At 70.0% G+C, this 26,979-nt stretch carries 29 protein-coding genes and 3 pseudogenes; 17 read left to right on the top strand and 15 right to left on the bottom strand.

What is annotated here, in order from left to right; all coding sequences use genetic code 11:
• Window positions 1-114: 114 nt before the first annotated feature.
• From RM590_RS17775 to RM590_RS17790, 4 genes are all read left to right on the top strand, one after another.
• Window positions 115-837: a tyrosine-type recombinase/integrase gene (locus RM590_RS17775; protein ID WP_311705586.1), complete on the top strand. Its 723-nt coding sequence runs from the start codon at window positions 115-117 to the stop codon at window positions 835-837.
• A gap of 720 nt (window positions 838-1,557) precedes the next feature.
• A complete protein-coding gene (locus RM590_RS17780; RefSeq protein WP_311705587.1) occupies window positions 1,558-4,374 on the top strand; it encodes a glycoside hydrolase family 2 TIM barrel-domain containing protein in 2,817 nt (938 codons plus the stop codon).
• A 442-nt stretch (window positions 4,375-4,816) separates the two neighbouring features.
• Window positions 4,817-4,951 carry a hypothetical protein gene (locus RM590_RS17785; protein ID WP_311705588.1) on the top strand — a complete coding sequence of 45 codons (135 nt, stop codon included), beginning with the start codon at window positions 4,817-4,819 and terminating at the stop codon, window positions 4,949-4,951.
• Window positions 4,952-5,151: 200 nt separating this feature from the next.
• Window positions 5,152-6,156 (top strand): TerC family protein, encoded by a 1,005-nt coding sequence (locus RM590_RS17790; RefSeq protein ID WP_311705589.1) that lies wholly within the window; start codon window positions 5,152-5,154, stop codon window positions 6,154-6,156.
• Window positions 6,157-6,594: 438 nt separating this feature from the next.
• On the opposite strand, the gene RM590_RS17795 is transcribed toward RM590_RS17790, so the two are convergent.
• On the bottom strand, window positions 6,595-7,578 hold the full coding sequence (locus tag RM590_RS17795; protein ID WP_311705590.1) for an NAD(P)/FAD-dependent oxidoreductase: 984 nt from the start codon (window positions 7,576-7,578) through the stop codon (window positions 6,595-6,597).
• A gap of 66 nt (window positions 7,579-7,644) precedes the next feature.
• Between RM590_RS17795 and RM590_RS17800 the strand changes: the two genes are divergently transcribed.
• Window positions 7,645-8,226: a helix-turn-helix domain-containing protein gene (locus RM590_RS17800; RefSeq protein ID WP_311705591.1), complete on the top strand. Its 582-nt coding sequence runs from the start codon at window positions 7,645-7,647 to the stop codon at window positions 8,224-8,226.
• A gap of 153 nt (window positions 8,227-8,379) precedes the next feature.
• Complete coding sequence (locus tag RM590_RS17805) at window positions 8,380-9,192, top strand: DUF1684 domain-containing protein (protein WP_311705809.1); 813 nt, start codon at window positions 8,380-8,382, stop codon at window positions 9,190-9,192.
• Between the two features lie 68 nt (window positions 9,193-9,260).
• Here the strand turns inward: RM590_RS17805 and RM590_RS17810 are convergent, their stop codons facing one another.
• Together RM590_RS17810 and RM590_RS17815 are read right to left on the bottom strand one after the other, a co-directional pair.
• Window positions 9,261-9,641, bottom strand: coding sequence for an antibiotic biosynthesis monooxygenase family protein (locus tag RM590_RS17810; RefSeq protein WP_311705810.1), 381 nt, complete (start codon window positions 9,639-9,641; stop codon window positions 9,261-9,263).
• A gap of 24 nt (window positions 9,642-9,665) precedes the next feature.
• A pseudogene (locus RM590_RS17815) lies at window positions 9,666-10,043 on the bottom strand (RidA family protein); the annotation flags it as partial.
• 72 nt (window positions 10,044-10,115) lie between these two features.
• Between RM590_RS17815 and RM590_RS17820 the strand changes: the two are divergent.
• The 5 genes and pseudogenes from RM590_RS17820 to RM590_RS17840 form a co-directional block, all read left to right on the top strand.
• A pseudogene (locus RM590_RS17820) lies at window positions 10,116-10,733 on the top strand (LysR family transcriptional regulator); the annotation flags it as partial.
• 44 nt (window positions 10,734-10,777) lie between these two features.
• Entirely contained in the window at window positions 10,778-11,725 is a 948-nt protein-coding gene (sigJ, locus tag RM590_RS17825) for an RNA polymerase sigma factor SigJ (RefSeq protein WP_311705592.1), read from the top strand.
• Window positions 11,726-12,082: 357 nt separating this feature from the next.
• The gene (locus tag RM590_RS17830; protein ID WP_311705593.1) at window positions 12,083-12,571 is read left to right on the top strand and encodes a hypothetical protein; all 489 of its coding nucleotides are present in this window, start codon (window positions 12,083-12,085) and stop codon (window positions 12,569-12,571) included.
• Between the two features lie 186 nt (window positions 12,572-12,757).
• On the top strand, window positions 12,758-13,105 hold the full coding sequence (locus RM590_RS17835) for a hypothetical protein (RefSeq protein ID WP_311705594.1): 348 nt from the start codon (window positions 12,758-12,760) through the stop codon (window positions 13,103-13,105).
• Window positions 13,008-13,259, top strand: a complete 252-nt coding sequence (locus RM590_RS17840) for a hypothetical protein (RefSeq protein WP_311705811.1) — start codon at window positions 13,008-13,010, stop codon at window positions 13,257-13,259. Before RM590_RS17835 ends, RM590_RS17840 begins: the two co-directional genes overlap by 98 nt.
• Window positions 13,260-13,457: 198 nt before the next feature.
• On the opposite strand, the gene RM590_RS17845 is transcribed toward RM590_RS17840, so the two are convergent.
• Entirely contained in the window at window positions 13,458-14,021 is a 564-nt protein-coding gene (locus RM590_RS17845) for a DinB family protein (RefSeq protein ID WP_311705595.1), read from the bottom strand.
• A 410-nt stretch (window positions 14,022-14,431) separates the two neighbouring features.
• Between RM590_RS17845 and RM590_RS17850 the strand changes: the two genes are divergently transcribed.
• Entirely contained in the window at window positions 14,432-15,031 is a 600-nt protein-coding gene (locus tag RM590_RS17850; protein WP_311705596.1) for a hypothetical protein, read from the top strand.
• A gap of 106 nt (window positions 15,032-15,137) precedes the next feature.
• On the opposite strand, the gene RM590_RS17855 is transcribed toward RM590_RS17850, so the two are convergent.
• Window positions 15,138-15,413 (bottom strand): hypothetical protein, encoded by a 276-nt coding sequence (locus RM590_RS17855; protein WP_311705597.1) that lies wholly within the window; start codon window positions 15,411-15,413, stop codon window positions 15,138-15,140.
• 177 nt (window positions 15,414-15,590) lie between these two features.
• Here RM590_RS17855 and RM590_RS17860 point away from each other — a divergent pair, with 177 nt between their 5' ends.
• Both RM590_RS17860 and RM590_RS17865 read left to right on the top strand, forming a co-directional pair.
• Window positions 15,591-16,199, top strand: coding sequence for a hypothetical protein (locus RM590_RS17860; RefSeq protein ID WP_311705598.1), 609 nt, complete (start codon window positions 15,591-15,593; stop codon window positions 16,197-16,199).
• The gene (locus tag RM590_RS17865) at window positions 16,193-16,426 is read left to right on the top strand and encodes a hypothetical protein (protein ID WP_311705599.1); all 234 of its coding nucleotides are present in this window, start codon (window positions 16,193-16,195) and stop codon (window positions 16,424-16,426) included. Before RM590_RS17860 ends, RM590_RS17865 begins: the two co-directional genes overlap by 7 nt.
• An 85-nt stretch (window positions 16,427-16,511) precedes the next feature.
• On the opposite strand, the gene RM590_RS17870 is transcribed toward RM590_RS17865, so the two are convergent.
• The 5 genes from RM590_RS17870 to RM590_RS17890 form a co-directional block, all read right to left on the bottom strand.
• Window positions 16,512-16,856 (bottom strand): hypothetical protein, encoded by a 345-nt coding sequence (locus RM590_RS17870; protein WP_311705600.1) that lies wholly within the window; start codon window positions 16,854-16,856, stop codon window positions 16,512-16,514.
• A gap of 561 nt (window positions 16,857-17,417) precedes the next feature.
• Complete coding sequence (locus RM590_RS17875; protein WP_311705601.1) at window positions 17,418-17,561, bottom strand: hypothetical protein; 144 nt, start codon at window positions 17,559-17,561, stop codon at window positions 17,418-17,420.
• 52 nt (window positions 17,562-17,613) lie between these two features.
• The gene (locus RM590_RS17880; RefSeq protein ID WP_311705602.1) at window positions 17,614-18,240 is read right to left on the bottom strand and encodes a dihydrofolate reductase family protein; all 627 of its coding nucleotides are present in this window, start codon (window positions 18,238-18,240) and stop codon (window positions 17,614-17,616) included.
• A complete protein-coding gene (locus tag RM590_RS17885) occupies window positions 18,237-18,713 on the bottom strand; it encodes an SRPBCC domain-containing protein (protein WP_311705603.1) in 477 nt (158 codons plus the stop codon). Before RM590_RS17885 ends, RM590_RS17880 begins: the two co-directional genes overlap by 4 nt.
• Window positions 18,710-19,048 (bottom strand): ArsR/SmtB family transcription factor, encoded by a 339-nt coding sequence (locus tag RM590_RS17890; RefSeq protein WP_311705604.1) that lies wholly within the window; start codon window positions 19,046-19,048, stop codon window positions 18,710-18,712. Before RM590_RS17890 ends, RM590_RS17885 begins: the two co-directional genes overlap by 4 nt.
• 107 nt (window positions 19,049-19,155) lie before the next feature.
• On the opposite strand from RM590_RS17890, the gene RM590_RS17895 reads away from it, so the two are divergent.
• Together RM590_RS17895 and RM590_RS17900 are read left to right on the top strand one after the other, a co-directional pair.
• Window positions 19,156-19,824 carry a glyoxalase gene (locus RM590_RS17895; RefSeq protein WP_311705605.1) on the top strand — a complete coding sequence of 223 codons (669 nt, stop codon included), beginning with the start codon at window positions 19,156-19,158 and terminating at the stop codon, window positions 19,822-19,824.
• Window positions 19,825-19,885: 61 nt separating this feature from the next.
• Window positions 19,886-20,368, top strand: coding sequence for an iron chaperone (locus RM590_RS17900; protein ID WP_311705606.1), 483 nt, complete (start codon window positions 19,886-19,888; stop codon window positions 20,366-20,368).
• A gap of 34 nt (window positions 20,369-20,402) precedes the next feature.
• Here the strand turns inward: RM590_RS17900 and RM590_RS17905 are convergent, their stop codons facing one another.
• Both RM590_RS17905 and RM590_RS17910 read right to left on the bottom strand, forming a co-directional pair.
• Window positions 20,403-20,726: a DMT family transporter gene (locus tag RM590_RS17905; protein WP_311705607.1), complete on the bottom strand. Its 324-nt coding sequence runs from the start codon at window positions 20,724-20,726 to the stop codon at window positions 20,403-20,405.
• On the bottom strand, window positions 20,723-21,388 hold the full coding sequence (locus tag RM590_RS17910; protein ID WP_311705608.1) for an FMN-dependent NADH-azoreductase: 666 nt from the start codon (window positions 21,386-21,388) through the stop codon (window positions 20,723-20,725). The genes RM590_RS17905 and RM590_RS17910 overlap by 4 nt, the downstream gene beginning before the upstream one ends.
• A 109-nt stretch (window positions 21,389-21,497) precedes the next feature.
• Here RM590_RS17910 and RM590_RS17915 point away from each other — a divergent pair, with 109 nt between their 5' ends.
• Window positions 21,498-22,055, top strand: coding sequence for a TetR/AcrR family transcriptional regulator (locus RM590_RS17915; protein ID WP_311705609.1), 558 nt, complete (start codon window positions 21,498-21,500; stop codon window positions 22,053-22,055).
• Between the two features lie 120 nt (window positions 22,056-22,175).
• Here RM590_RS17915 and RM590_RS17920 read toward each other — a convergent pair whose 3' ends face one another.
• From RM590_RS17920 to RM590_RS17930, 3 genes and pseudogenes are all read right to left on the bottom strand, one after another.
• A complete protein-coding gene (locus RM590_RS17920) occupies window positions 22,176-24,419 on the bottom strand; it encodes an AAA domain-containing protein (protein ID WP_311705610.1) in 2,244 nt (747 codons plus the stop codon).
• 284 nt (window positions 24,420-24,703) lie between these two features.
• Window positions 24,704-25,468: pseudogene (locus RM590_RS17925) on the bottom strand (AAA domain-containing protein); the annotation flags it as partial.
• 135 nt (window positions 25,469-25,603) lie between these two features.
• Window positions 25,604-26,881 (bottom strand): thioredoxin domain-containing protein, encoded by a 1,278-nt coding sequence (locus tag RM590_RS17930; protein ID WP_311705611.1) that lies wholly within the window; start codon window positions 26,879-26,881, stop codon window positions 25,604-25,606.
• Between the last annotated feature and the right edge of the window lie 98 nt (window positions 26,882-26,979).

The following is a 26,979-nucleotide window of genomic DNA, read 5'->3' on the forward strand; positions in this document are numbered from 1 at the left end:
CGGGCGTGCCTTCCCGACCCGCGTTCGCATCGCGGGCCTACTCGGTGACTTGACGATCACTCACTCGGGAAGGTACGCCCTTCGCACGCTCCCCGCGGAGCCGATCCACAAGTCATGAGCATTGCTCCGCGGGCCTGGCAGCAGAAGCGTGTTCAGGCGGTGCGGGAGGAGTTGCCCGATCGCTACCGGATCGGGCTCGACCTCGGTGCCGGGTGCGGGCTGCGGCAAGGAGAGGCGTTCGGCTTCAGCCCCCTCGATGTTCGCGGGGACTTCGTGCATATCGAGCGCCAGGTCCTCCGGCACAAGTCGCAGCTTTACTTCGGCCCTCCGAAGGGGGGTAAGGAGCGAGACGTCCCTCTGGCCCCGTCTCTTCAGAAGAGGATCCTCGGCCACCAGGAGCGATTCGAGCCCGCCCTGGTCACCTTGCCGTGGCTGGATCCTGAAGAGCCGGACCTGCCGCGGGAGCAGCGTCGGATGGTGACGGTGCCGCTGCTCATCTCCACGACTCGTGGTATGGCGATCAACCGCGCAACGTGGAACACCAAGACGTGGAAGCCGGCACTTGCGGCCGCCGGTGTAATCTCTCCGCTTCCGCGACGGGAGAAGGGGGAGAAGCCCGCCCGCGTATGGGAGCCGAGTCGCGAGCACGGATTCCACGTGCTCCGGCACACGTACGCCTCGGTCATGCTGGAAGCCGGTGAGTCGATCGTGTCGCTCGCCAAGTGGCTCGGCCACTCGGACCCTGCCTTCACGCTCTGGACGTACACTCACTTCATGCCGCAGGCAGGAACGCGCGGTCTCGCCGCGCTGGAGTCCTGGTTCTCCCTCGTGGCATAAAGTCCCTGAGAAGTCCCAGCCGCCTTGGATGCCTCGTGCGAACGGGTAAATCCGCAGGTCAGGGCGTAATCCGTCGGGAAGCAGGACAGAACCCGGCGTACAGGCCGACTCGTCCGCCACACGGGCCCTGACCAGCACTGATGCGCTGATCGGGGCTCCTGGCCGTCCGGCGCCACTTCCCTGTTTTTCCCGGGCAACTGTGCACCAGATGTGCACTGGCCCGATCCTCTCTGCCGTGCCGCCGCCGGGGATCCGGAGGGCCCGATGAGTGACGATATGTCTGCCCGGGAGTCGCGTGTGCCGGGACCGCGATCGGCGCGCTGTATCCGTCGCAGCCGAGGCGATGTTCCGCATGCCGGCACCGATGAGCCGCAAGTCCTCTGCGACGACCGCCGCCCGATGCCGCACAGTGCGGTTCACTTCGGGGCGAGCACGCGGCGGCGAAATCCAGGAAGTTCATGATCAGGCCAGGCGCACGACTCGGCCAGCGAGCCGCCCTGCGTCGGCGCAGGCTGGCTGCTGCACTTCTTCCCCAACTCTTGTGTTCGACAGCATTCGACTCATACCGTCGTCAGCGCTTCGCCCGCAGGAATCTGACCTGCATCAATCCTGACGCAAGCGCTTCGACGGACGAGCGGTTACTGCAGGCAAACCGGTCGCCGTACACCCCTGTGCTCCCTCAACTCCCGTCATGCGGCTCTGGCCAGAAAAGGAGAGGTCATGTCACTCTCGCGTCGCGGTTTCCTCGTGCTCGGGGCCACGGGAGCGGTCGTCGCCGGCGCTCCTCCCCTCGGCGTGGCGCAGGCGGCGGCCGAGTCGGCCGCCGCTTCCCGCACCCAGCGGATGTATCTGACTGGCCCGGACGCCGACCACCAGGTCGACTGGGACTTCATGTGCACCAGCGGGCGGCGCCGCGGCGTCTGGGGCACGATTCCGACGCCGTCCAACTGGGAGTTCCACGGCTACGGCACCTACAACTACGGGTGGAACCTGGTCCCGGAGGAGAAGGGCCACTACCGGCACACCTTCACACCACCCGGCGACTGGCGCGGCAGACGGGTCTTCCTCGTCTTCGAAGGCGCGATGACCGACACGGAGGCCCGGATCAACGGCGAGCTTGCCGGACCGGTACACCGCGGAGGCTTCTACCGGTTCCGTTACGAGGTGACCGGCAAGCTCGCCCCGGGTGAGGCAAACGTGCTGGAGGTCACGGTCAGCAAGGAGTCCGCCGATACCTCTGTCAACAACGCCGAACGTCTGGGCGACTACTGGAACTTCGGTGGCATCTACCGTCCGGTCTACCTGGAGTCGGCTCCGGCCCAGCACATCGAACGCATCGCCGTCGACGCCCGCGCCGACGGCACCCTGCGGATCGACGCGTACCTGTCGGGCGCGGGTCCGGCCGACCGTCTCGTCGCCCAGGTGACCGACCGCTCGGGTCGTCCCGTGGGCATGCCGTTCACCGTGCCGGTCCCCACCGGGGCAACCTCGGTGACACTCAGTACCGCCATCGACGCGCCGAGGCAGTGGACCGCGGAGACGCCCCACCTGTACCGCGTCGAGGTCGCGCTCAACTCCGGCGGCCACACCGACCATCGCGTCTCCGAGATGTTCGGCTTCCGTACCATCGAGGTCCGCCCCCACGATGGCGTGTACGTCAACGGCGTCAAGGTTCTCCTGAAGGGGGCCAACCGTCACACCATCTGGCCCACGTCCGGCCGGGCGACCAGCGCCCGCATCAGCCGCGAGGACATCCTCCTGATGAAGGAGATGAACATGAACGCGGTCCGGATGTCCCACTACCCGCCGGACACGCACTTCCTCGACCTCGCCGACGAGCTCGGGCTGTACGTCCTCGACGAACTGGCCGGCTGGCAAAAGTCCTACAGCGAGGAGGCCGGCGCACCCCTCGTCGCCTCAATGGTCAACCGCGACGTCAACCATCCGTCCATCCTGTTCTGGTGCAACGCCAACGAGGGTGGATGGAACACCGCCCTCGACGACGACTATGGCCTCTACGACCCGCAGCAGCGCACGGTGCTGCACCCCTGGGCCAACTTCGGCGGGATCAACACCGACCATTACGAGTCCTACGAGAGCACGCGCCGCATCCTGCAGGAGGGCAGCGACATCTTCATGCCCACCGAGTTCCTCCACGGCCTGTACGACGGAGGCCACGGGGCAGGGCTCGAGGACTACTGGACGCTGATGGGCCACGAACGCCTTTCCGCCGGAGGCTTTCTGTGGGCCCTCCTCGACGAGGGCGTCGTCCGTGACGACCAGGACGGTTCCGTCGATGTGGCAGGCAACGCCGCCCCGGACGGTATCCTCGGCCCCTTCCGTGAGAAGGAAGCCAGCTTCTACACGGTCAAGGACATCTGGTCTCCCGTACAACTCACCGAACCGGAGCGCTTCGCCTCCGGATTGCCGAGCGACTTCGACGGCCGGATCGGCCTCGCCAACCACTACGCCTTCACCAACACGCGCAGGTGCCGGTTTGCTTGGCGGCTCCTGGACTTTCCCACCCCCTCGCAGGGACGTGACGGCCATGCCGTGCGCGACCGCGGCACCGCCTCCGCGCCGGACATCGAGCCCGGACAGGACGGCGTCCTGCGGCTGCGCCTCCCGTCCGGCTGGCGGCGCGCCGACGCCTTGGCGCTGTCCGTGACCGATTCCGACGACCGCGAAATCCAGAACTGGACGTGGATCATCCCGTCCGCCACCGAACAGGCCCGCCGACTGGTATCCACCGGCCGGGACCGGGCGGTTCAAGGTGCGGTCGAGGGCGGCCGAATCGTGCTCACCTCTGGCCACACCACCGTCTCGCTCGACGCCGCAACCGGCATGCTGGCCGGTGTCCGTCACCGCGGAACGCCGTTCTCGTTCACCAACGGCCCGCTGCCCACCACGGGAACCGCCGAGCTCGTACATCTGACGCACGGGCTGGACGCCGACGGGTATGCGGTGGAGGCCGAATACTCCGGCGTCCTGCGTCACGTCCGGTGGTGTCTCACCCCCAGCGGCTGGCTGCGGCTGGACTACCGCTACCACCTCACCGGTGAGCACGACTTCTTCGGCGTCGGCTTCGACCACCCCGAGTCCGAGGTCAGCGGCGTGACGTGGCTGGGCCGCGGACCCTACCGCGTGTGGAAGAACCGGCTGCGCGGCGTCACACCGGACGTCTGGACCAAGACCTACAACGACACCGCCACCGGCGCCGACGGCTGGGAATACCCGGAGTTCAAGGGGTACCACGCGGATGTTCGGTGGGCGTCACTCCACACCGCCGCCGGACGCATCACCATGGTGTCCGAGAACGAGAACCTCTTCCTGCGCCTCTTCACGCCACGTTTCGGGCCCGATCCCCGCTACACCGCGCCGCCCTTCCCCACGGGCGATCTTTCCTTCCTGGACGCCATCCCAGCCATCGGCACCAAGTTCGACCCGCCCGCGGCGCTCGGCCCCAGCGGTGGCCCGAACACGGCAGCGGGTGACTACAGCCGGACCCTGTTCTTCGCGTTCACCCGCACGGTATGAGCTCTGGCGTGTACCGGTGCGCCGGCTGGACGGCGCACCGGTACACGGCGAAAGCGCGGTGCGAAGGGTGCCGGTCTCCCTCCGTCGGCTCGGCGGTCGCGCCCTCTCCGCCTGCCGGACCTTTGTACAGGTCGCGGCAGTTCTCGACGGGTCCAGGACGGCCACCGAGGTATCTCCGTCACCTCCCATGCAGGGCGAGGCTGCGCAGGGACATGGGGAGGGTGGAGTCCTGCGGACGAAGTCCGTAAGCCCCAATCCGCCAGGCGGGCCAGAACGGCGGGGGCCTTGCTCAGGGCACCACCCGCCTCGACAAAGTTCAGGCCCGGCGCGCACATCTCGGCGGCCGCCGTCAACAGCGCGTCGAGTCGTTCCGCTGATGGCCGGCACCCGAGGCGTCCTGTCGCGGAGAATCCGAGCGCTGGGCTTGTTCAGATCAAGCCCAATGCGGCAATGGCGTGTGCTGGGGACACTGGTCCGGCGCGCCTTGCGCCACCCGTCGGCGGACGTGCGGGAGGTGGGGCGGGACTACCTGGCCGTCTACGAGGACGTGGCGTCACTGCTCTCGTCGCGGGAGTGAGTCCACGGGCGGGCAACTGCTGGGCCGTTCATCACCTCGGGCCTCCCGCGAGGTGACTGAGCTGGGCAGCGGGGACCGCCAGGCCCGTTCGCCGCGATGGCCTGTGAAGGGGGCTCGGAGCCGAACTTTACTTTTCCATTACCACCCCTTGGTCATCCTTGTGCCGTTGGTGGTTCACGCCACGAGGAGAGGAATCGAGGTTGGACGTCTCAATGACCATGTGGGTGCTCACGGTCGTCGGACTGTGTGTGCTCATCGCTGCCGACTTCTTCATAGGCGGCCGCAAGCCGCATGAAGTCTCGATCAAGGAAGCAGGCATCTGGACAATCGTCTGGGTCGTTCTTGCCGTGCTCTTCGGCGTCGGCCTGCTGATCTGGGGCGGCGGACAGGCATCCGGTGAGTTCTTCGCGGGCTACGTCACCGAGAAGTCACTCAGCGTGGACAACCTCTTCGTCTTCGTTCTGATCATGGCGAAGTTCGCGGTCCCGCCGATCTACCAGCAGCGCGTGCTGATGATCGGCGTGCTGATCGCGCTGGTGTTGCGCGCCGTCTTCATCGCCGTGGGCGCCGCCGCGATCAACGCGTTCGCCTGGGTCTTCTTCATCTTCGGCGCCTTCCTCATCTGGACCGCCTGGAAGCTCATCCAGGAGGCGCGGGCCGACGAAGAGGACGAGGACTGGGAGGAGGGCCGCCTGATGAAGGCCATCCAGCGGCGCATTCCCTCCACCGACAAGTGGCACGGCACCAAGGTGTTCATCCGCGAGAACGGGCAGCGGCTGGCCACCCCGATGCTGATCGTCATGCTGGCGATCGGCCTCACGGACGTGCTCTTCGCGGTGGACTCGATCCCGGCGATCTTCGGCCTGACCCAGGATCCGTACATCGTCTTCACGGCCAACGCCTTCGCGCTGATGGGTCTGCGGCAGCTTTACTTCCTCATCGTCGGCCTGCTGAAGAAGCTGGTCCACCTGTCGTACGGCCTGTCGGTCATCCTCGGCTTCATCGGCGTGAAGCTGGTCCTGCACGGCATCCACGAGACGACGAGCCTGCACGTACCGGAAATCTCCATCCCGGTCTCGCTGGGCGTCATCTGCGGCGTGCTGGTCATCACCACGATCACCAGCCTGGCGGCGTCGAAGAAGGCGGCGGAGAAGGCCGGGACGGACGAGCCGAAGCCGGCCGAAAAGGCGAACGTCCAGAGCTGAGCCCCGTCCGCAGGGCCCGACCGCCCCCATCAATGACTCTGGGGACGGTCGGGCCCTCGGCCGCTGAGCAAGGTGCCGGGTGCGGTGGGCATCGACGAGTTCGTGCCGTGTCGAGCGCGCTGCAAGGTCGCGTTCACAGCGCTTGCTGTGCCGAACGGGGCCGTGACCGCGCCGCCGACGGTGGTGGCGGGATGAAAGCGTCATACGTCCGGCTTGCCCGGACAGTTGAGGCAAAGCCTCAAGCAGCGGTTCAGGCGAACGTGGCAGTGGCTGTTCCCTTGGAGCCGCCCGCTCCCGCCCCCAAGTTTGTGATGGGGTGCTTCGGTTGGCGGATTTCGCCCGGTGTGGCGCTCATGCCGTGGTGTCCTGCCCGGTCAGCTCCGTTCAGGTCCGAGCACCTGCTGGATCCCCACCAGGCCGACGCTGCGTAAACGGCGCTCACCGGGCCAGGACGGCGCGCTCGGTGTCGTCCGCGGTCAAGTCGGCGTTGAGCGCGGCTGCCGCGGTGACACCGGACGCCGCGGACTGCATGACGCCGGCGGTCACGTCGAGCACGTTGCCGGCGACCCACACGCCGGGCACACCGGTGAAGCCGCTTGGATCGGCACCGACTTGGCGGCCGATGCCGAGCGGGTGCTCGACGACCTTCACGCCCAGGAGGGCGAGCAACTCGTGCCGGGACTCGAACCGCGGACCGATGACGACGACCTCGCGTGGGTGGACCTCGCCGGAGGCGAGCCGGACGCCGGCGACCCGGTCGTCGCTGACCTCGATCGCCTCCACCTCGCCAGGCGCGACCGTGATGCCGCGGGCCGCGAGCCGGGCCCGTTCCTCCTCGGTCGGCTCGGGCGCGGTGTGCTGGAACAGCACCACGTCCTCGCTCCACTGGCGCCACATCAGTGCCTGCGCCGCCGCGCCGGGTCCGGTGCCGAGGACGGCAAGGGCGCGGTCGCGGTGCTCCCAGCCGAAGCAGTAGGGGCAGTGGACGACGTCGCGTCCCCACCGTTCGCGCAGGCCGGGGATGCGCGGGTACTGGTCGACCAGTCCCGTGGTCACGAGCACTCGCCGCGCCTCGTGGCTGGTGCCTTCCCGGGTGGTGAGGCGGAAGCGGCCGTTGTCGAGCCGCGTGATGCTCTCGACGGTGCCCTCGACGATTCGTCCGCCGTAGCCGCGCACCTCCTGCCGCCCCAGCCTGAGCAGTTCCAAGGGAGGCGTGCCGTCGCGGGTCAGGTAGCCGTGCGAGTGGGCGGCCGGCGCGTTGCGCGGGTGGCCCGCGTCGATGACGAGGACCGAGCGACGCGCGCGGCCAAGGGTCAGGGCGGCGCCGAGGCCGGCCAGGCCGCCGCCCACCACGACGACATCGACACGTTCTGAGACGTTGCCCGATTCGGATGCGGGTTCAGCTTCTGCTCGCGTGGTCATGCGCCCACTGTGCGGCGGCCCCGGCCGGGAGTGGAAAGAACTTTGCGGAAAGCGCAAACTCGTTCCATGGCCGACAACTTCAATGCCGTCCTCGACGCGGTCGGGCCACGGCTGCGTGCCATCCGCAAGCAGCGCGGATCCACGCTGGAGCAGCTCGCGGAGCTGACGGGCATGTCCGTCAGCACGCTGTCCCGGATCGAATCGGGCCAGCGGCGCCCGACGCTGGAGGTCCTGCTCCCCCTCGCGCAGGCGTACCGCATGCCGCTCGACGAACTGGTCGGTGCCCCGGCAACGGGCGATCCGCGCATTCACCCGCAACCGGTGCACCGTGACGGCGTGGTGTGGGTGCCCCTCTCCCGTGACCCGGGCGGTCTCCACGTGTTCAAACAGGTCCTGCCGGTGCCCGCACAGGTCCCCGAGCGGCTCGACCAGCAGGTGCACGAGGGCTACGAGTGGCTCTACGTGCTCACCGGCAAGCTGCGGCTCGCTCTCGGAGAGAAGGAGTTCCTCCTGGGTGCCGGTGAGGCCGCCGAGTTCAACACCCGGGTGCCGCACGCCATCGCGAACGCCGGCCGCCGGCCCCTTGAGCTGCTCATCATCTTCGGGCAGCAAGGGGAGCGGATACATCTGCGCGCGCGCACGAAATGACCCGACCCCGGACCAGCCGAACGGCCGCCGCGCACGCCCGCGGGCCGGGATGCGGCACTTTTGCGGTTCTCGCAAGTTCCTTTGCCCTGATGGCCCGGCTCCCAGCACGGTGGGCCCATCGGAACCGGATCAACGAGAAAGCAGGTGCGCACCATGCCATACGGCCGGGACATCACTGGTGAGCAGTTCACGCGGGACTGGAAGGCGTGGCGGGCTGGATGGGAACAGTGGCTCCTCGCACCGCACGGCTGGCTGTCGGCGCGATCGCTGCACTGGCTGGACGACACCCCCCGCCGCTACCCGGGGCTGCCGGGCCTGTGGTCCCAGGACCACGACGAGGTCGTCATCGACCCGGAAGGGGCGGCGATGTCGTTCGGCGGCGAGAGCTTCGACACTGTGAAGCGGCTTTTACTGGTCGACGCCCCCGACGACCAGCGGGTGGCGGCAGGTGAGTTGGAGATCGGCATCACCTACCGCGAGACCTACATGGTCGTGGTCTACGACCCCAACGCGCCGACGCGGCGGAACTTCCGCGGCGTCCCCGTCTTCGAGCCGAACCCCGATTGGGTGCTCACCGGCCACTACGAACCGTACGAGTCGTCCAGCCGGATCAAACTCGGCTCCGTCGATCCGGGGCTGAGCGAGCACACATACGACTCTCCCGGGCTCGTGCACGTCCAGCACGACCATCACACGTACACCCTGCGGGTGCTGCGCTCCGGCGGGACGCTGAACACCGTGTTCACCGACGGCACGAGTGGCGTCACCACCTACGGCGCGGGCCGCTCGCTGGTGATCTCCGAGGTGGGCGAGGACGGACGGGTGCGCCTGGACTTCAATCGGGCGGTGAACCTGCCGTGCGCGTTCAGCGACAACTTCCCCATCTGCCCCGTCCCGCCGCCGGGCAACCGACTGCCGTTCGCCATCGAGGCGGGGGAGCGGACGCCACGAGAGAAGACCGGCTGACCACCGCGACCGCCTGGCCGAACACGGCACCCGCCACCTCGGACGGTCGCTGAGGTGGTCCCGGTCGGTCAGCCCGCTGCCGGGCTCTGCGGAACCCGCGCTCGCGTGAACCCGTGGCTCCGCTCCACTTTCGCCACATGCAGCGTGTAGCTCTGGTACCACTCGGCTCGCCCGCGCTTCCGCGCCGCCCGGTGCTCGGCGTTGCTCCGCCACTCCGCGAGGGCATCGGCGTCGCGGAAGTACCCGACGGTGATGCCCAGCCCGCCGGGAATCTGCGCGTGGTCCATTCCCAGGAAGCCGGGGACGTCCTTCACCAGGTCTTCCAGGCGTGCGTTGGTCTCGATGAAGCCGCTCTGGTTCTCGGTTCGCACCGCAGTGAAGACAGCCACGTAGTAAGGGGGTTCATAGGCCTCGACGGGCACGACGGGCGCTTCCGAGTGATGGCTCATGACGCTGCCGTGAGGCGGGATGCGCCGCCGCGCGTACACCTCGATCTCGATCTTCATGCGGGGGTCGGAGAGGCCGCACATGAGCATCGAAGCGGCCGGCCGGACCTCGCCGAAGCAACGGCGCAGGACCGGCCAGCAGGGCTCGAAGTCTGCACGGTCGGGCAACAGATAGCGCACCCGCACGGCGTCCGCGAAGGTGCACTTCGCCTCGGCCAGCGCGGCCTCGATATTGCGCAGGCACTGCTCGGCCTGCTCCACCACGTCGTCGGAGATCGTCATGGTGGCGTAGTCGAACCCCGTCGTCCCGGACACATGCACCCAGTCGCCGTCGACCACAGCACGGGCATAGCCGATCTGCTCCTCAAAGGTCGAGCCGCTGAGGATCGCGTGTCGCCCTGTCATGCGCCGAACGCTAAGTGACCAGCACAGATACGTCTAATACAGCATGAGGCATGGTCTGATATCCCTGGGCGTATGGAGCGCCCCGAACTTCCCCTACCGCAGCTACACGCCTTCGTCGTGCTCGCCGAAGAACTCCACTTCGGCCACGCGGCCGCCCGCCTGGGCATCGCCCAGCCGCCGCTGAGCCAGCAGATCCGCCGCCTGGAGGACAAGGTCGGCCACGCCTTGTTCAGCCGTGAACCAGGACGCGTCACGCTCACCCCGGCAGGCCGGGAACTGCTGCCCGCCGCCCGGCGGGCACTCACTGGCCTCGCGGACGGCCTGGCCGCAGCCCGGGCCGTCGGCAGCGGCCGGGCCGGCTGCCTGCGGATCGGCTTCGCCGCCTCCCTCGCCCTGACCATCCTGCCCGGCCTGCTGCGCACCTTCCGCCACCGGTTTCCCGGCGTGCGCCTGGACATTCACGAGATGACCACCGCTCCGCAGATCGCCGCCCTGCGTGACAAGACCATCGACATCGGTCTGATGCGCGAACCCCCCACCGACGAGACAGAGCTCGGCTTCAGGACGGTACTCAGCGAGCCTTTCGTGGCCGTGCTGCCGTCCACCCATCCGCTGGCCGCCCAACGGGCCGTGGAGCTCGCACAGTTGGCGGACTCGCCCTTCGTGCTGCTGCCCCGCACGGTCGGCCCTTGTCGAGCAGGTGAGGGAAGACGCGAACCGAGGGAGCCGTCACGATGACCACCCGCTCCGGGCCGGACGCCGTTGACTCAGGCCGTTCCGATCAGGGCCTGGACGCGGTCATGAGCGAGCGGCGGCGGCTGATCAATCTCGCGTACCGGCTGCTGGGCTCGCTGGCCGAGGCCGAGGACGCCGTGCAGGAGACCTACGCCCGCTGGTACGCCATGCGCCGGCAGCAGCAGGAGGCCATCGAGTCGCCCGGCGCCTGGCTGACGACGGTCGCCAGCCGCATCTGCCTCAACCTGCTCGGCTCGGCCCGGGCGCGGCGAGAGACCTACGTGGGCGAATGGATTCCCGAGCCGCTCCCCGAGCCCACGGAGTGGATCAGCGGGCGGCCGGGCGGTGCGACCCTCGACCCGGCCGACCGGGTCACCCTGGACGAGTCGGTCAACCTGGCCTTCATGGTCGTGCTCGAATCGATGACCCCGGCCGAACGCGTCGCGTTCATCCTGCACGACGTCTTCCGCTACTCCTTCGCCGAAGTGGCCGAGATCGTCGGCCGTACGCCGGCAGCATGCCGCCAGTTGGCCTCCTCGGCCCGCCGCCGCATCCGGGACTCGCAGCCGTCCGCGGCCACGGCGGCCCAGCGCGCCGGCATCGTCAAGGAGTTCAAGCAGGCATGGGAGGCCAAGGACATCGACGCCCTGATCGGCCTGCTCGACCCCGACGCCACGGCGATCGGCGACGGCGGGGGCCTCGCCACCACCTTCCTGGACCCCATCGAAGGCGGCGAGCAGATCGCGCACGCCTGGATCGAGATCACCCGCCGCAGGCCCGGCAACATGACGTTCCTGGAACGCACGGTCAACGGCCAGCCCGGTGTGGTGGCCGAGCAGGACGGCGTCATCGTGACGGTGTTCGCGTTCGAGGTCGCGGGCGAGAAGATCAAGCGCATCTGGGTCGTACGCAACCCCGAGAAGCTCCGCCGCTGGACAACGCGCTGAGGGGCGTCCCCCTGTCATCGGGGCCGGTCACAGCCGGCACCGAGCAGCGGAAGACCTTCAACGAAGGGTTCTTATGCGTACTTGTGAGACATCGCCACCAGCGGGGCGCCGAGTTGGGCCGCGTCAGCCGGGAGCAGTCGCCGCTGGCCCCTTCCCGCTGCCGCAGCCAACTGTCCGTGCCATCGAACCCCGAGCGGCGAAGCCTCCGGCGAGGGCTGGGGAACGCGCCCGATCGACTCGTGAAGTACCCGGCCCTTACACTGCGGTGCGTCCTCGGCGAAGGCTCCTGGAGAATGGTAGGCGCGGGCCGGGCAGTACCACCCGCAGCAGGCGACGGCGGTGACGGGGGGCGTGCCGATGGAAGATGTGCAGGACAGTCTCCGCAACGGGCTGTACTGGTGCGTGGCGTTCTCGGTGATCTTGCTGCCGGTCGGGTACGCGACCGGGTTGTGGGTGTGGGTCGTCCTGGGCTATGCGGCGATCATCTGCGTCAGCGTGATCGTCGGCGTGGTGCTGGCTGTCGGCGGCCGGCTGCTGACGGCAGCGGCCTTCCTGCTGTGGCTGCTCGTTCTGGGAGTCGGCGTGTGCCTGGTTGCCTTCGGGGTGCATGCCATCGTGACGTTCGAGCCGTACTGCACTCCGTCCGAGACTGTCGACTGCCGCCTGCTGCTCAACGGGCAGGACGTAGGCGAGGCGAGCGTGGCCGATCAGCGCAGGAGCATGGTCACCGACTCGTTGGTGCCCATCGGTGGCGGGGCGCTGATCGCCATTGCCGCGCTGGTCTTCGGGACGGCGCGCGTGCGTGACCGCGCCCCACGAGCCAGGTACTTGTTCCGACGCCGGTGAACGGTGTGGCACGAACTCACGTCAATAACCAATAAGCATGCCGGGGAGGCCGTGTCCCTGGTCCACCAATGCCGCCTGCCGCTGTCCACGCGCGCCGTGAACCACCTCGCCGGTCCGCTGCGCGGCCCGCTGAAGTCGATACGGTCCAGGTGGCGGGCACTGCCGGCCGGGAGGATCGCGACCATCGTGCTGGCCGTGCTGCGGCACGATCAGCGCCTGGCCGACATGACCGGCGGCAACGACGTCTCCGCCGCCACCATCCGGCGCCGGCGCCGGCGCGACGAGCTGATCACCTTGCTGGCCGCCAAGGCCCCACGGCTGGACCGCGCTCCGCAGAAGAAGATTGCCCGGCGGGGCGGCGAGGTCATCCTGATCGACGGCACCCTGATCCCCAGCGAACCGGCCGAACTACTCCGGCAAACACCACCGCCACGGCCTGCACGTCCTCGCCCCGACCGACGAACGGGGCCGGATGATGTGGATCTCCGCGGCTCGGCCCGGCCGCACTCACGACATCACCGCCGTCCGCCGTGACCGCATCCTGTCCCACCTACGCGCCGCCCGCCTCGCCGCCGCACGCGCCCGGGTCGAGCACGGCTTCGCCCATCTCCAGAACTGGCGGACCCTCACCAAGTTCCGCACCGATCCCGCCCGCGCGACCGGTCTGCGCGCGCCCTGTTCGTCCTGACGAACCTCGAAGGAGCCCGCCGACAGATGATCTGCACCCAAGACATCCGCCCAACACCAGCATGACCACCCCGAACGACCCTCACGCCACCACCCTGACCAGCTACTTCAAGAGGGCGCAGCTTCACTGAAGCTCGCAGCCACGGAGCGTCACGGGGTCCACGTGGGTTTCCGAAGCTCGATCGCCGGTTACCGAAAGTCATATTCGGCGCGGTACGGCTCCGTCCTGCCAGCGGTAGAGGTCGCGCAGCAGGGAAATCTCGGCGCCGTGATGGATCAGCTCCCTGTTGACGTGCAGGACCCTGTTCTCCATGGGAAACCGCTCGGGACCCACCGTGGGCGGATTCTCCAGGTCGGCGTCCGAGAGTTCGCGGACCCCCGCGTTCCATCTCCCATACATCTCATCGAGCTGTTTCAGCGCCTCGTCAGCGGTCCCCGCGTAGGCGAATGTCTCGGAGTCGACGTCCTGGCCGCCGAAGTACCATCCGACCCGATAGCCCAGGCACGAGACGATGATGTGCGCCAGCCGCCAGGCAATCGTGGTCACCGGCGCCGGCACCGGGTCGGGGGACGCGAAGTCCATCGTCCATTCCCCCGAACCCGCCGACATCGGTGCGGCCGACGTGCCACGTGGGCGGATGCTCCAGCAGCCGCGCACCGGCTCCCAGAAGTACTCCTCATCGGCAAGACCGTGCAGTCGCGGCCGAAGGTTCTTGTGCCAGTACCAGTCAAGCTGGTCCGCGATTCGCTCGCTTCTTGTCATTTCCGCACACTACATACGACGGAGACCTGGCTGCGACCCTCGCGGAGGCCGTCGCGGGCCGTGGCCATGGCACGTCGGTTGCGAAACACGCAACGCTGGACCAGCGTCCCTCTTGTCCAAGCACTCCCGGTGCCGCACAGACCAGACGTCCCGTCCGGACCCTGCCAGGACTGGCCCGACGGCCAACCCACGTGCCTATGAGGCCTACAGCTCCCGCGGCTTCCGCGTCCACCTGCGCCGCCGCGGCATCGCCCACACCATCCCCGCGATGAAGGTCTCCCGGCGGTCTGCGCTGAGCGAGGACGAGCGCCTCGATGTCCTTGGCCGACTGCTGACCGAGCCGATACGCCCCCGGAAATCACGGACGATCGTCTCCAAGCTGAACCCATTGGGCACTCACAGCGGTTGAAGTGAACGCTGACGGAAACCTGTTCGTCGGCGCGGCGCCCTTCTCCGTGTCGACACGACGTTTCGCATTCGGCGGCGGCCGGGTGGTGCTGGGCGCGGACGGTGCGCCGACGGCGTTCGAGCATGTGGCGGACCCCGACCGGCTTTACCTGCTCGATGAGACCGTGGACGCCTGGCACGGCCCGGATCACCACTGGGGGGCGGGTTTCGCCAACACGTCGCGTGGCTCCGGTCGCTGGCAGACGCCCTACGTGATCGAATGGCGGGCCGACGGCGCGACGGCTTCGCACCGGCCGGTGGCCGGGCTGGAGCTGGAGGTCCGGCGCCGGGTCGCCGGGGAGCGCTACACCGAGGTCCACACCTGGACGAACACCGGCGACGAGCCGCTGCGAATCACCGGGCTCGGGTTGAACGTGCCGGTCAGAGACGTGTACGACGGCGCGGCCACCGCGCTCGCGCGGAGCTGTCACGCCCATGTGTTCACCGGCGGGCGTGGTCATGGGTGCTGGCCGAGCCGATGGCCGGCACGCCACCGCTGCTCGGTGCGATCGTCCGGACGGGCGCGCTGTGGGCGTACTCGGTCGAGTCCCGCAACACCGTGACCTCGTCCGACATCCGCGGTCACCTCGTCGTCCACCCCACCGACCACGCACGGAATCCCGAGGCGTTCGGCGGCCAGCTCGTCCTGGACCTCGCCCTCGGGGAGGACTACGTCCTGGCGTGGAAACTCGGCTGGTACGACGACCGCGAGGCGTTTCTCGCCGCGACCGACGCGCCCGCCGGCCTGCCGTCGTTGACCACGCCGGTGGGGTCGGCCCTGCGCGTCGATCCCGCCGAGCGCACCACGGGGCCCGGCAGCGGCGTCACGTCGCCCGCCCACGGCATCCGGCACATCGATTTTGAACGGGACGGCCGCCGGAGCAGGACGGTGGTCGCCTTCCTCGCGCCGGTGCGGGAGCTGGTCGAGGCGAGAGTCGCGCGCATCCTCGGCGAGCACCGGCCCGGCGAGCGGCCGGAGCCGGAGCGGTACGCGTTCGTGCCGGTGGACGCGCGCACCGGCCTGTGCCAGACCGAGAACGGATGGCAGGACTGGACCGACGGAGCGGAGCGCATAGGCATGGCCGTGCTGCTGCAACAGGCCCGGCTCCGCGTTCGGGTGATGTGGACGCGATCGACGAGGGGTTGCGCGGGTTCGCCCGCTTCGCCCGTGAGCGCCTGGTCCAGCCCGACGGCTCGGTACGCCGTGGCAGCCGCCCGGCCATCGAAGCGCTGCGGCTCTACAACACCCCGTGGCTGGCGCACTTTTTCCACGACCAGTTCGCCCTGTACGACGACCCGGCCGACCTCGACTTCGCGGCCCGGCTCCTCGAGGCGTCGTATGCCCTGGGCGTCCGCGACCACCTGCTCATCGGGCAGCCCGAGGCGATCGCCGCGGTGACCGCCACGCTGGCGGAGCACGGCCAGACAGCGCGTGCGAAGGTCCTGCGGGACGCGCTGATCGACCACGCGCTCGCCTTCGTCGACCGGGGCGCCGCGCTGCCGGCACACGAGGTGAGCTACGAGCAGTCGATGGTCGCGCCGCTGGTCAGCCTGATCGCGACCGCGTACGGTGCCTCGTCCGACGAGCGGCTGCTGACGGCGTTGCGACCGGCCGTCCGCTGGCTTCGCGCGTTCGGCTCCGTGACATCGGCATCCGGCACTGGGACCGGTACTGGTTCGGCATCGACCGTCAGTGGGGTGACACGTTCCCGCACTACTGGAGCGTGTTGACGGCGGTCGCGCTCCGGCAGTTGCCCGAGCCGCTGCGGGACGGGGACACCGAGCGGGTCGCCGACGCGATCTTCGCGGCCAACCTCGTCGACTTCGGCCCCGACGGCCTGGCGACCTGCGCCTTCGTGATGCCGAGCTGCGTGGACGGCCGTCCCGCGCACCGGGCGGACCCGCTCATGAACGACCAGGACTGGGCCCTTGCCCTGCTGTTGCGATCGCGGAAGTGAGCGCGCGGTAGGGGAACGCGCAGCGCCGGGCGTTACCGCTCTCCGGCCCGCACAGAAGTGTCCGGGCCGGAGGCGGCGTTCGTTCTTAGATCGCCCTCAGGAGATAGATGTTGCCCATTCCGCTGGTGGTGCAGACGATGGTGCTGGAGACCGAGGTGTAGGTGAAGCCTGCGGGGACGGTGCAGGCCCACAGGCCCGTCCTGGGCGTCACCACGTTGTACAGCGGGCTCAGCCCGCTGGTGGAGCAGGTCGTGGTGAGCGAGACCGAGGTGTAGGTGTAGCCGCGCGGAACCGTACAGGACAGGTACGAGGGGGACACGTCCTGCGGAGCCGGTGCGGCGGTCGCCGTGGCCGGGGCCAGGGCGGTGCCCACCACGGCGGCCGCGGTGCCCGCGCCGAGCAGCGCGGACCGGAGTTTCGATCGAAGCATGGGCTTGCACTCCTCATGGGTCATTCACGGGGACAGGACCGGCGGGTGGAGGTCCGGCCGGGGTCTGTCCCGTGCCCCGGCCGCCGCAGAGCGCACGCCGGGATGCTCGCAGCGCACGCCAAGCGTGGGCAAGTGCTCCGCGCGCTCCACAGTCCGGAATCGGCCGTATCCGCGCAGTAGCCGATTGGCCGGGGTGCGACCCCAACGTCTCGTCGGGGATGGGGGAATGGTGCCGTCTGATCAGAACTGCGGCAGATCGAGTGAGATGGGAAGAGTAAGGGCCTTCCCGGGGAGGGGGGCGGTGACGTGCTGTGCTGGGCGTCGGATGAACATGGCGAAAGCGCAGGGGGATCGGGTGCCTGCCGGTGAGTGCGTCGCGCAGAGTGGGGGCGGGGCCGCGGTCGGCGTGGGCTCCGGGGTGATCGATCTCGACCCGCTGTTGAGGCTCTTGGGTGTCAGGGGCGAATTCTTTCCCAGGCGTCTTTGTCCGGGAAGTGATGATCCCTCAGAGAATTGGTGAGGGAGGGGAGTGGTTGGTGGGGAGGAAGGAGGGCTGCCCGGCTATGTGCTCGCGGTCTCGTCCGGGTGGAGGGCGTCGAGGATGAGGGTGAGGCCGAAGGTGAACTCGTCGGCGTAGTCGTAGCCGGGCTGGAGAACGTGTTCGGTGGCCAGCTCGGTGAGGTGCGGGTAGGCGTCGGCGGGCATGTCGCGCAGGATGGCGCCCGCGACCACGCCTAGCGCCGCACGGCGGTGCCGCTCATGTGAAGGCGGCGATGCCCTCGTATGTGCCGTGGCCCGCTTGCCCGGTCACCTCGTATTCGAGGAGCAGCAGGCCGTTGGGCGTGGCCTCGTGGTGCAGCAGGCGGAGGCCGGACGGGGTGCCCGCGCCGGCCAGGAGCCGTCGGCCGGTCCGCAGGACGGCGGGGGCGACCGCGAGGCGGAGCGTGTCGACCAGGCCCGCCGACAGCAGCGAGTCGCCGAGGCGGGCGCTGCCGTGGATCTGGAGTTCCCGGCCCGGTCGTGCCCTGAGTTCGGCGACCGTGTGGAGCGGGTCGCCGGTGAGGACGGTGGTGGGGTTCCAGGTGCCCTCGGTGAGGGTGTTCGTCACGACGTACTTCGGCAGGGTGTTCATCCGCTCGGCGAACGGGTCGGCCGGGTCGGTGTTCCGCGGCCAGTCGCGCGCGAACGCCTCGTAGGTCCGCCGTCCGAACAGCAGGCCGTCGGCGAGGTCGAGCCAGTCGGAGGCGCGCTGGACGAACGTCCCGTCCAGGTGCGGGACGAGCCAGCCGCCGCGGGTGAATCCGCCGCTGGTGTCCTCCTGCGGCGAGCCGGGGCCCTGGCTGACCCCGTCGAGCGTGATGAACTCGGTGAGGGCGATCTTCATCGCATGCCCTCCGCGACCGCGGCCAGTTGGGCGGCGACCGTCCCCGTGCCCTCGGCGAAGCCGAGCTTCTCGTGGTGGTCGCGCGCCTCGGGGGTGCCGTGCCGGACGACGGTCCGGTAGTTCGTTCCGCCGGGGTGATCGCTCAGCGTGATCGTGGCGGTCATCGCGACCGGGGCGGGGCTCGCGGGCCGCCATGTGCTGTCGATCGCGTTGGTGAACACGATCCGCTCAAATTCGTCGACGGCGAGGAAGCAGGCGTTCATGTGTGGAACGAACGTGGTCCCGTCGTCGCTCAGGCTCGTCACGAACGCCCCGCCGGGCCGCAGGTCCAGGCGGTCGACCCGGCAGTGGGACGGGGCCGGGACCCACCACCGCTTCAGCCGGGACGGATCGGTCCAGGCGGCCCACACGGTCGCGCGCGGGGCGCGGATGATCCGCTCCAGGCCGAGATCGAGGTCAGGGTCGAGGTTCATTGAGGGTTCTCCTGCGGGTCGGTGACGAACTGTTCGAGGCGGTCGGTGCGCGTCTCCCATATCCGGCGCTGCTCCGCGAGCCAGTCGTCGACCAGCGCGAGCCGCTCGCGGTTGAGCACGCAGGTGCGCACCCGGCCGGACTTGACCGTTCGGATCAGCCCGTTCGACTCGAGCGTCCGCACATGCTTCATGAACGAGGGGAGGGTCATCGGGAACTCGCGGGCGAGGTCGCCGACGCTCGTGGGCCCGTGGCCGAGGCGCCGCACGACGGCGCGCCGGGTCGGGTCGGCAAGGGCGAGGAACACCCCGTCGAGGTGCACCGGATACTGTGCCATGTGGCTAAGTATTGCGGTCTCGCAATACTTAGCGCAAGGGCTAAGTGTGGGAGACAGGTCAGGAATCGAGAAGCCCCGGCCGCCGGGCAGGTCCTAGCGTGACGGCCATGGCAACCACCACGTCCACCACGTCCATCGCGTCCGTCACCCTTGAGGTGGCCGACCCCGAGACCGCCCGTCGCTTCTACACCGCGTTCGGAGTGGACGCGTACCTACGCCTGCGGGCGTCCGAGGCACACTCCACCGGATTCCGTGGCTTCACCCTGGCGCTCACGGTGTCCCGGCCGGCCACCGTCGACAGCTTCCTCGGCGCCGCCGTGGACGCCGGTGCCACGGTGCTCAAGCCCGCGGCGAAGTCGCTGTGGGGGTACGGCGGCGTCGTCCAGGCGCCGGACGGGGCGATCTGGAAGGTCGCTACCTCGGCGAAGAAGGACACCGGCCCGGCCACCCGCGAGATCGACGAGATCGTCCTGCTGCTCGGTGTCGAGAGCGTGAAGGCCAGCAAGCAGTTCTACGTCGGCCGGGGCCTGACCGTGGCCAGGAGCTTCGGCGGCACGTACGCCGAGTTCGCCTCCGGCGAGTCCGCCCCCGTCAAGCTGGCGCTGTACAAGCGCCGCGGCCTGGCCAAGGACCTCGGCGTCCCCGCCGACGGCGCCGGCTCGCACCGCGTCGCCGTCGGCAGCACCGCCGGCCCCTTCGCCGACCCGGACGGATTTGCCTGGGAGGCCGCCACCGCGTCCACCCCCGCGCCGTTCACGGCGTCCGCCACGTCCTGACCCCCGGCTACCCTGAACCCCCGCCCCGACCTGCGTCATCCCCGCACGAGAGGAAACCGCCATGCAGCACAAGAAGACGACCGCCGAGGACTCTGGCACGGCCGCCGAGCAGTACAACGGATTCACCGCGGAGGAGCGGGCCGCGATGAAGGACCACGCGCAGGAGCAGAAGAAGGCGGCGGCGCGGCGTGGTTCGCGGGCGGAGAAGGAGGCGGCGGCGGAGCGGGATGTGCTCGCGAAGATCGCCGAGATGCCGGAGGCGGACCGGGTCCTCGCCGAGCGGATCCACGCCCTCGTCAAGGCCGCAGCCCCGGACCTCACGGCCAAGCTCTGGTACGGGATGCCCGCCTACGCCCGAGACGGCAAGGTCGTCTGCCACTTCCAGGGCGCGCAGAAGTTCAAGACGAGGTACGCCACGCTCGGATTCAGCGACCAGGCGGCACTCGACGACGGCGCCATGTGGCCGGTCGCCTACGGGCTGAAGGAGCTGACCGCGGCCGACGAAGAGCGCATCAGCGCGCTGGTCAAGAAGGCGGTGGGCTGAGGCCGGCCGGGGCGGAACGCCGGGCCGCCGGCGGTCAGGCGTCCGGTGTGGTCGCCCGGGACAGCGCCACGCCCCCGACGATCAGGACGAGCGCGGCGACGCGCCCCGCGGTCACGGGGTCCTTGTGGACGACGATGCCCAGGGTGATGGCCCCGATGGCGCCGATCCCGGTGAACACCGCGTAGGCCGTGCCGACCGGCAGTCCCCGCATCGCCAGCGACAGCAGATAGACCGCGACGGCGGCGAGCGCGAAGCAGACCAGCGTCGGCAGCGGGCGGGTGAAGCCGGCCGTGGGCTTGATGCTCTGCGACCACGCGACCTCGACCAGGCCCGCGGCGATGAGCAGCAGCCAGCTCACAGCACCTCTCCGATCTTCCGGGCCGCCGCGAGCGCGGCCGCGCGGGACGCGTCGTGCGTCTCGCGGCGAGCGGCGAGGGCGGGGTCGACGCGGGAGTTGACCAGCTCGGTGCCGAGGAACGTCATCGCCTCCTCCGGGATGGCGAAGTGCCCGGCGAAGAAGTCCCGCAGATAACGCTCCTGGTGGTCGTACGGGTGGCGCGGAGTGCCGGGCCCGTAGGCCCCGCCGCGCGCGTGGGCCACGACGAAGCGCCGTCCGGCCAGGGACATCTTCGGGAACGTCACCTGGTCGATCCACGCCTTGAGCGACGCGGGGATGGAGAAGTTGTACATGGGCGTGGCGATCAGGACCGTGTCGGCGGCGACGAGTTCCTCCAGAAGCGGCTGGACGATCGCCCAGGCCGCGGCCTGGGCCGGGGTGCGCACCGCTTCCGGGTACCGGGCGATGTCGGTGATCTCGTGCTCCAGGACGTAGTCGCACAGCTCGGTCCACGCCTCGTCTATCGGCGGAACCGAGGTGCGCGCGAGGTCGCGGTGGACGTACGTGCCGTCGGGGTGGGACGCCCGCCAAGCGGCGGCGACGGCGTCGCCGACCTCCCGGCTGAAGGAGCGGCGGCGAGCGCTGGCGTCCAGGTGCAGCAACGTCCGTGCGGCGGTGGCCATGGGGTCTCCTCAGGGTGGACTGAACCGGACACAGCGTCCGGTTGAGGGTGACCCTAGCAACCGGGCGGGGCGTCCAGTTATTCCCGGGGGCTGACGTAGGCTGACTCCCGTGGAGACGAGGGAACGTGCCGACGCGGCGCGGAACCGCGCCAAGGTGCTCGCCGCCGCGGCCCGGCTGTTCGCGGCCGGGGACCCCCGCGCGGTCACGATGGAGGACATCGCCCGCGCCGCCGGCGTCGGCCGGGGCACGCTCTACCGCCGCTACCCGGACGTCGCGTCCGTCGCGGCCGCGCTGCTCGACGAGCACGAACGGCTCCTGCAGGGCGAACTGCTGCACGGCGCACCGCCGTTGGGTCCCGGTGCGCCGCCACACGAGCGGCTGGCCGCGTTCTTCGCGGCCATGATCGACCTGCTGAACCGCCACAGCCATCTCATCCTGGGAGCCGAGGCCGGGCCGAAACGCTTCGCCGTCGGCGCCTACGGCTTCTGGCGCGCCCACGTCCTCGCGCTCCTGCGCCAGGCCGGCACCCCGGACCCGGAGGCCCTCACGGACGCGCTGCTCGCGCCGCTGGCGCCCGAGGTCTTCCTCCATCAGCGAGACCAGGGCGTGACGACCGACCGGCTCAAGGCCGCGCTCGCCCGGCTCGCACGCGTGGCCGCACCCTGAGTTGCGTGATCTGACGGGCCGTGATGCGCGAACGGCGTGCGCGCCGCAGCCCTGTACTACCGGCTGCTCATCACCCATCGTCTCCGCCGAGGCCGCGCCGTGGGTGCTTGCGCCCGCCGGTCAGCGGCCGCTCTTCAGCCGGATCTCCCGGGTCCAGGCGTTGACGCGGCCCGAGGGGCCGGTCTTGCAGGCGGTGGCGTAGCAGCGCCAGACCCAGCTCTTCTTCCAGCGGCGGATCTCGATCTCCGTGCCCTTGCACCGCCCGCACTTCGGCGGGCGGGCGAAGGTTTCGGCGTGTTCGTGTTCCAGCAGCTTGCGGGCGAAGTAGCCGCCGCGCATCGTCAGCATCACCTCGCGCGTGTTGCTCTGCGAGAGCGCGTTGAGGCTGCCGAGCATGACGGTGTGCTCGTCGATGACCGCGATCTTCTGGTGCATGACGTACATGGGGACGACGGTGTGGGCCACCGCCCGCAGATCGGCGATGAGGGACTGGCTGGTCGGCTTCCGCTGGAGCTGGTCGGTGTCGTCGCGGATGAAGACCGTGATCCGCACGCCCCGGTCGGCCGCGGCCCGCAGCTCGGGGAGCAGGGAGCGGACCCGGTTCGCGACCCACGGGGCCCACAGCCACAGGGACCGCCGCGCCTGCCGGATCTGGTCGGTGAAGGTGCGGTAGAAGTCGCGTTCGTCGTCGACGTCCGTCACCTCCACGTGCCGGCTGAGGACTTCGGCGAGTGCGGTGCCGAACTCGCCCCGGAAGGTGGTGGGCGCGTGGGGCGGGGTGATCAGGTTCTTGGCGTGGAGCACCCGGACACCGGGGGTGCCGATCAACGCGGCGAGCTCGGCCAGTGCCGCGCCCGGCCGGGCGCCGCGGACGCGTTCGCCGCTGGCAATGATGTACAGGCGGGTCCTGACCCGGGTGACGGCGACGTTGAACAGCCGGACACCGTCGCGCATCCATGCGTTGGCGCCCGGCTGCCGGTGGGCGAGGGCCATCCACAACTCTCGGCTGTCCGCGCCGCCCTCCACGGTGTCGAAGACGAGCACGTCGAACTCCCGGCCCTGGAATGTGTGCGCCGTGCCGACCTCGGCGAGCGGGCGCCCCCCGGGGCCCTCGACGTCCCGCAGCGCCTCCAGTGTGGCGTCGGCCTGGACGCGGTACGGCGTGACGATGCCCGCTTCCTCGCCCAGCTCGCCGTGCAGCTCCACCAGGGCCCGCGCGATGAGCGAGCCGGCCGGCCACCAGCCGCTTCGGCTGCCGGTCTGGTGCGCGCGGGCCAGTTCGTGCAGCCCGTCGGTGTCGATGAGGACGATCTCGGGGTCGTTGTCGGGCCGTCGCCCGCGTGCCCGTGCGCCGCCGCGCAGCATTCCGCCATAGGCGAGACCGTTGGCCAGCCTCATCACGGCGGGGCCGAACCGGTGTTGGTCGGTGAGGGTGACGCAGGCGGGGTGCGCCTGGGCGTGGGTCGGCTCGACGATGCCGCAGTGCTGGAAGACGTCGGGGAGCAGCCACCGCTTGATGTCGTCGCGTTCCTGGTCCTTGAGCGCGTTTGGGATGACAGGGCCGAGCTGCATGAAGTCCCCGAGCAGGACGGCGGTCCTGCCGGCCTTGCCGGTGGCGAGGAGCACCTCGGGGAGAGTGGCGGCGCCGGCCTCGTCGATGAGCACCACGTCGTACGGGCCCTCGAAGACGGCCCGGTTGGTGCGGAACCTGGCCAGGGTGGTGGCGACCAGCCTGGCCTCCTTGATGATCTCGCCCTGGGCGTTGCGGGCGAGGCGTTCGTACTCCTCCTGGACGGCCTGGTACCGCTTCTCCAACTCGGGGCGGCGGGCGGTGTCGGCCGCGACGGTCACGCGCAGCAGCTCGGCCTGGTCGTGCTTGACCGGCCAGCCCTTCCGCTCGGCCAGGTCGGTCAGCGCCTGGGCTTCCTCGGCGCGTTGGACGGCCTGGTCGGCGCGCGTTGCGTCCCTTGCGCGGTCGGAGCGCTCCCGCTGCGCCTGGGCGGCGGCGTTCCGGATACGCTCGGCGTCAACCAGGACAGCGTGGAGCTGTTCCCTGGTGAGGGGAATGCGGTCCGCGATCGCGGTGAGTCGGGCGCTGAGTGTCGCGATACGGGCGGTGGCGGTGGCACGGGCTCGCCGCGCTGTCTCGCGGGACTCGGCGGCCTGCCGCTCCGCGTCATCCAACCGCGCCTGAAGGTCGCTGATCTTCCTGCGTGCACGTCTTCTGGCGAAGGCGCCCTGCGCTTGGAGCGGCGCCAGCTCCTCGCGAAGCGGCCGACAGCGATCCTCGGCCACCAACGCGTCGGCCTCGCGGTGTTCGGCGGCCTGCCGTATCTGGTCGATGTCGTCGGAGACCTGATCCACCTGCTGCCACAGGGCGATGGACGGCGCGGACGCCGAGAGGCGGGCGTCGGCCCGCTCCGCCTCCGACCTGGCTGCCGCCAGCTGCTGGTCGGCCTCGGCCAGCCTGGCGCGGGCCTGGTCGGCCCGGACCCTGGCGACCGCCGGGTCCTGGCCCTGGGGCTCAGCAGCTGTCGCGCGGCGTCGTACGCGGAAGCGTCGAACCCGACGAGCGCCGAGTCCAGGGCGGCCAGTTGGTCGGCCCGCTTCCGGATCGCGACCAGCTCCGCCTCCACCGCGCTCCGGCGTTCGGCCGTCTCCGCCAGTCGCACCTGGACCATCAGCGGGAGGGAGACCGAGGCGTCCTGGGCCACTTCCTTCAGGTTCGGCGGGCCCACCCGAACGATCTCACCAGGGGCGTGGCGCTTCTCCCGCACCACCCCGAGCAGGGCGTTGTCCACGGCGACATTGGTCGCCGACACCAGCAGCACCCGCTCGCCCCGGGCGATCAGGTCGCCGATGGCGCGTTTGAGGACCGTGGTCTTGCCGGTTCCCGGCGGCCCCCACACCAGGTGGACGCCCGAACCGAGGCACGCCCGGTACGCGTCCGCCTGGGCGGGGTGGAAGCCGGGCGGGTCCGGCTCGTGTGCCGCCGGCGCGCCGCCGATGGTCCTGGCCGCCAGGGCGGCGGCCAGTGGATGCTCACCGAGGCCGGCTATGCCGTCGCGCAGGGCCTCGACCAGGAAGGTGGGAGGTTGCTTGAGTATCCACAGGTGTGGGTCGGCGAGATCGGCGAACTCGGCCACCCGCAGGGTGAGCAGGGAGCCGTTCTGCACCGTCTCGGAGACGGAGAAGCCGTCCGTCTCGATGGAGTCGTCCTCGGGGCCGGCGAGCCGCAGGCTGTCGAGCTGGTCGGGGCCGATGTCGCTGCCGCGCAGGTCGACCACGTACTGTCCGGGCTCACCGCTCTTGGCCGCCCGCCCGATCCGCTGCCAGCGGGGTGCTCTGCCGGCGCCCCCCTCCAGAGCGATCCACTCGCCGAGCGCCGTGGTGATTTCCTCGCGCCACCCCACCTACCCGTCTCCCCCTCCGAGTTCCGTGACCCCACATCCGGACCGGCAAATCTAGCCGTGTGCGATGACATAACGAAAGGGCGCTTTGACCGAGGGTGCGGACGGGTGGCGTGGGTCTTACGCGCGGGCAGGGCCTCACGGGGTCGTGAGGTCGTCGATGGCCTGGCGGAACTCGGCGGCGCTCTGTGGTGTCGGGATGATCTGTCCGTCGAAGCGCAGGGTGGGGGTGCCGGTGACATCCAAGTTGTCCAGGAATGCCTGGGACATCGCGGTCGCCCACCCCTGGAAGGTGTCGCCCGTCACGTCCTGCTCGAACTGTTCGTCGTTCTGCAATTCGGGAATCAGCCGGCCGATCTCCAGCAGCCGTTCGTCGTTGGCGAAGTCGTCGGAGTATTCCGGAGGTTGTGCCGCGAACAGGCTCTGGTGGTAGAGCCGGAACGCGTCGGGACTCACGTCGAGGGCGGCGCCCAGGGCGATGAGGGCGTTCATGGAGCCGGAGCCGCCGAGGTTGCCGTCCAGGAAGGTGCCGAAGACGTACTCGACGTTGTAGGTGCCCTCCTGGACATCGCTGTGGACCTCGCCGCCCATCTGCTCCTCGAAACTCGCGCAGTACGGACAGCGCAGATCCTCGTACACCACGAGTGTGTGGGGCGCGTCGGGATCGCCGAGGCGGATGGTCAGGCCGTCCGTCCCTGAGGCGTGCTCGGGAACGCGCGTCCCGGCGCGGTCATCGCCCTGGCCGTCACCGTCCGCCGCTGACGGCGTTGGCGTCGCCGATGGCGAACCGGCGGCGGCCGGGGAGTCGTCGCCGTCTCCGGCGAGGAGCACCGCGGCACCCGTTCCCAGGGCTGCCACGGCTGTCAGCGCCAGCACGGTGATCAGCGCCGTGGAGGCGTGGGAGCGGCGGGGCGCGTTCGTGCCGGGCGGGCCACTGGGAGGCGGCGGGGGATAGGCCGGGGGTGCCTGTGCCTGTACCGCGGCGAGCATGGCGTCGAGCCGCGCCGCGTCGGGACGGGTGGCGGGATCCGGGGCCAGCACCGCGCGCAGCACGTCGGCCAGCGGTCCGGAGCGCACCGGTGGCGGGGCGAGGTCCCCGGTGGCGGTCGCACCGGCGTCCGTCCGCGCTTGGGTCCCGGCGTGCGACGGTTCATGTCCCTCGGCGAGGACGTAGAGCACCATCCCCAACGACCACAGGTCCGCCGACGCCTGGTCAGCGGTGCTGTCCGCCTGCTGCCCCGGGCCGGAGAAGCCGGCCAGCGCCACCGACCCCGGGCCGGTCCCCGGCTGCCGCATGAACAGGCTCGCGGGTCCGAGGCCCGGGACGTACAGGCCCGCGGCGTGCAGAGCGCGCAGGACGGCGAGCGCGTCACGCCCGTACCCCGCAACTTCCCACCAGGGCAACGGCCCTGCCATGGCGCGCTCCCGGAGACTGGGGCCCGGTGGCAGGGTCACGGCAAAGGAGGAGTGGTCGACCTGCACGACCTCCACCACCGGCACCAGGCCGGGATGAG

Origin of the sequence: Streptomyces litchfieldiae, from assembly GCF_031845365.1 — a bacterium.
Taxonomy (GTDB): domain Bacteria; phylum Actinomycetota; class Actinomycetes; order Streptomycetales; family Streptomycetaceae; genus Streptomyces; species Streptomyces litchfieldiae.

Bases quoted from the DNA above. Each gene is read 5' to 3' on its own strand.
- RM590_RS17930 (WP_311705611.1), bottom strand. From the start codon at position 26,881: ATGGCAGGGCCGTTGCCCTGGTGGGAAGTTGCGGGGTACGGGCGTGAC.
- RM590_RS17895 (WP_311705605.1), top strand. From the start codon at position 19,156: ATGGCAACCACCACGTCCACCACGTCCATCGCGTCCGTCACCCTTGAG.
- RM590_RS17875 (WP_311705601.1), bottom strand. From the start codon at position 17,561: ATGCCCGCCGACGCCTACCCGCACCTCACCGAGCTGGCCACCGAACAC.
- RM590_RS17845 (WP_311705595.1), bottom strand. From the start codon at position 14,021: ATGACAAGAAGCGAGCGAATCGCGGACCAGCTTGACTGGTACTGGCAC.
- RM590_RS17785 (WP_311705588.1), top strand. From the start codon at position 4,817: ATGCGGCAATGGCGTGTGCTGGGGACACTGGTCCGGCGCGCCTTGCGC.
- RM590_RS17795 (WP_311705590.1), bottom strand. From the start codon at position 7,578: ATGACCACGCGAGCAGAAGCTGAACCCGCATCCGAATCGGGCAACGTC.
- RM590_RS17885 (WP_311705603.1), bottom strand. From the start codon at position 18,713: ATGAACCTCGACCCTGACCTCGATCTCGGCCTGGAGCGGATCATCCGC.
- RM590_RS17810 (WP_311705810.1), bottom strand. From the start codon at position 9,641: ATGAGCCATCACTCGGAAGCGCCCGTCGTGCCCGTCGAGGCCTATGAA.
- RM590_RS17805 (WP_311705809.1), top strand. From the start codon at position 8,380: ATGCCATACGGCCGGGACATCACTGGTGAGCAGTTCACGCGGGACTGG.
- RM590_RS17800 (WP_311705591.1), top strand. From the start codon at position 7,645: ATGGCCGACAACTTCAATGCCGTCCTCGACGCGGTCGGGCCACGGCTG.
- RM590_RS17900 (WP_311705606.1), top strand. From the start codon at position 19,886: ATGCAGCACAAGAAGACGACCGCCGAGGACTCTGGCACGGCCGCCGAG.
- RM590_RS17880 (WP_311705602.1), bottom strand. From the start codon at position 18,240: ATGAAGATCGCCCTCACCGAGTTCATCACGCTCGACGGGGTCAGCCAG.
- sigJ (WP_311705592.1), top strand. From the start codon at position 10,778: ATGACCACCCGCTCCGGGCCGGACGCCGTTGACTCAGGCCGTTCCGAT.
- RM590_RS17870 (WP_311705600.1), bottom strand. From the start codon at position 16,856: ATGCTTCGATCGAAACTCCGGTCCGCGCTGCTCGGCGCGGGCACCGCG.
- RM590_RS17855 (WP_311705597.1), bottom strand. From the start codon at position 15,413: ATGCGCGCGACTCTCGCCTCGACCAGCTCCCGCACCGGCGCGAGGAAG.
- RM590_RS17890 (WP_311705604.1), bottom strand. From the start codon at position 19,048: ATGGCACAGTATCCGGTGCACCTCGACGGGGTGTTCCTCGCCCTTGCC.
- RM590_RS17830 (WP_311705593.1), top strand. From the start codon at position 12,083: ATGGAAGATGTGCAGGACAGTCTCCGCAACGGGCTGTACTGGTGCGTG.
- RM590_RS17780 (WP_311705587.1), top strand. From the start codon at position 1,558: ATGTCACTCTCGCGTCGCGGTTTCCTCGTGCTCGGGGCCACGGGAGCG.
- RM590_RS17910 (WP_311705608.1), bottom strand. From the start codon at position 21,388: ATGGCCACCGCCGCACGGACGTTGCTGCACCTGGACGCCAGCGCTCGC.
- RM590_RS17775 (WP_311705586.1), top strand. From the start codon at position 115: ATGAGCATTGCTCCGCGGGCCTGGCAGCAGAAGCGTGTTCAGGCGGTG.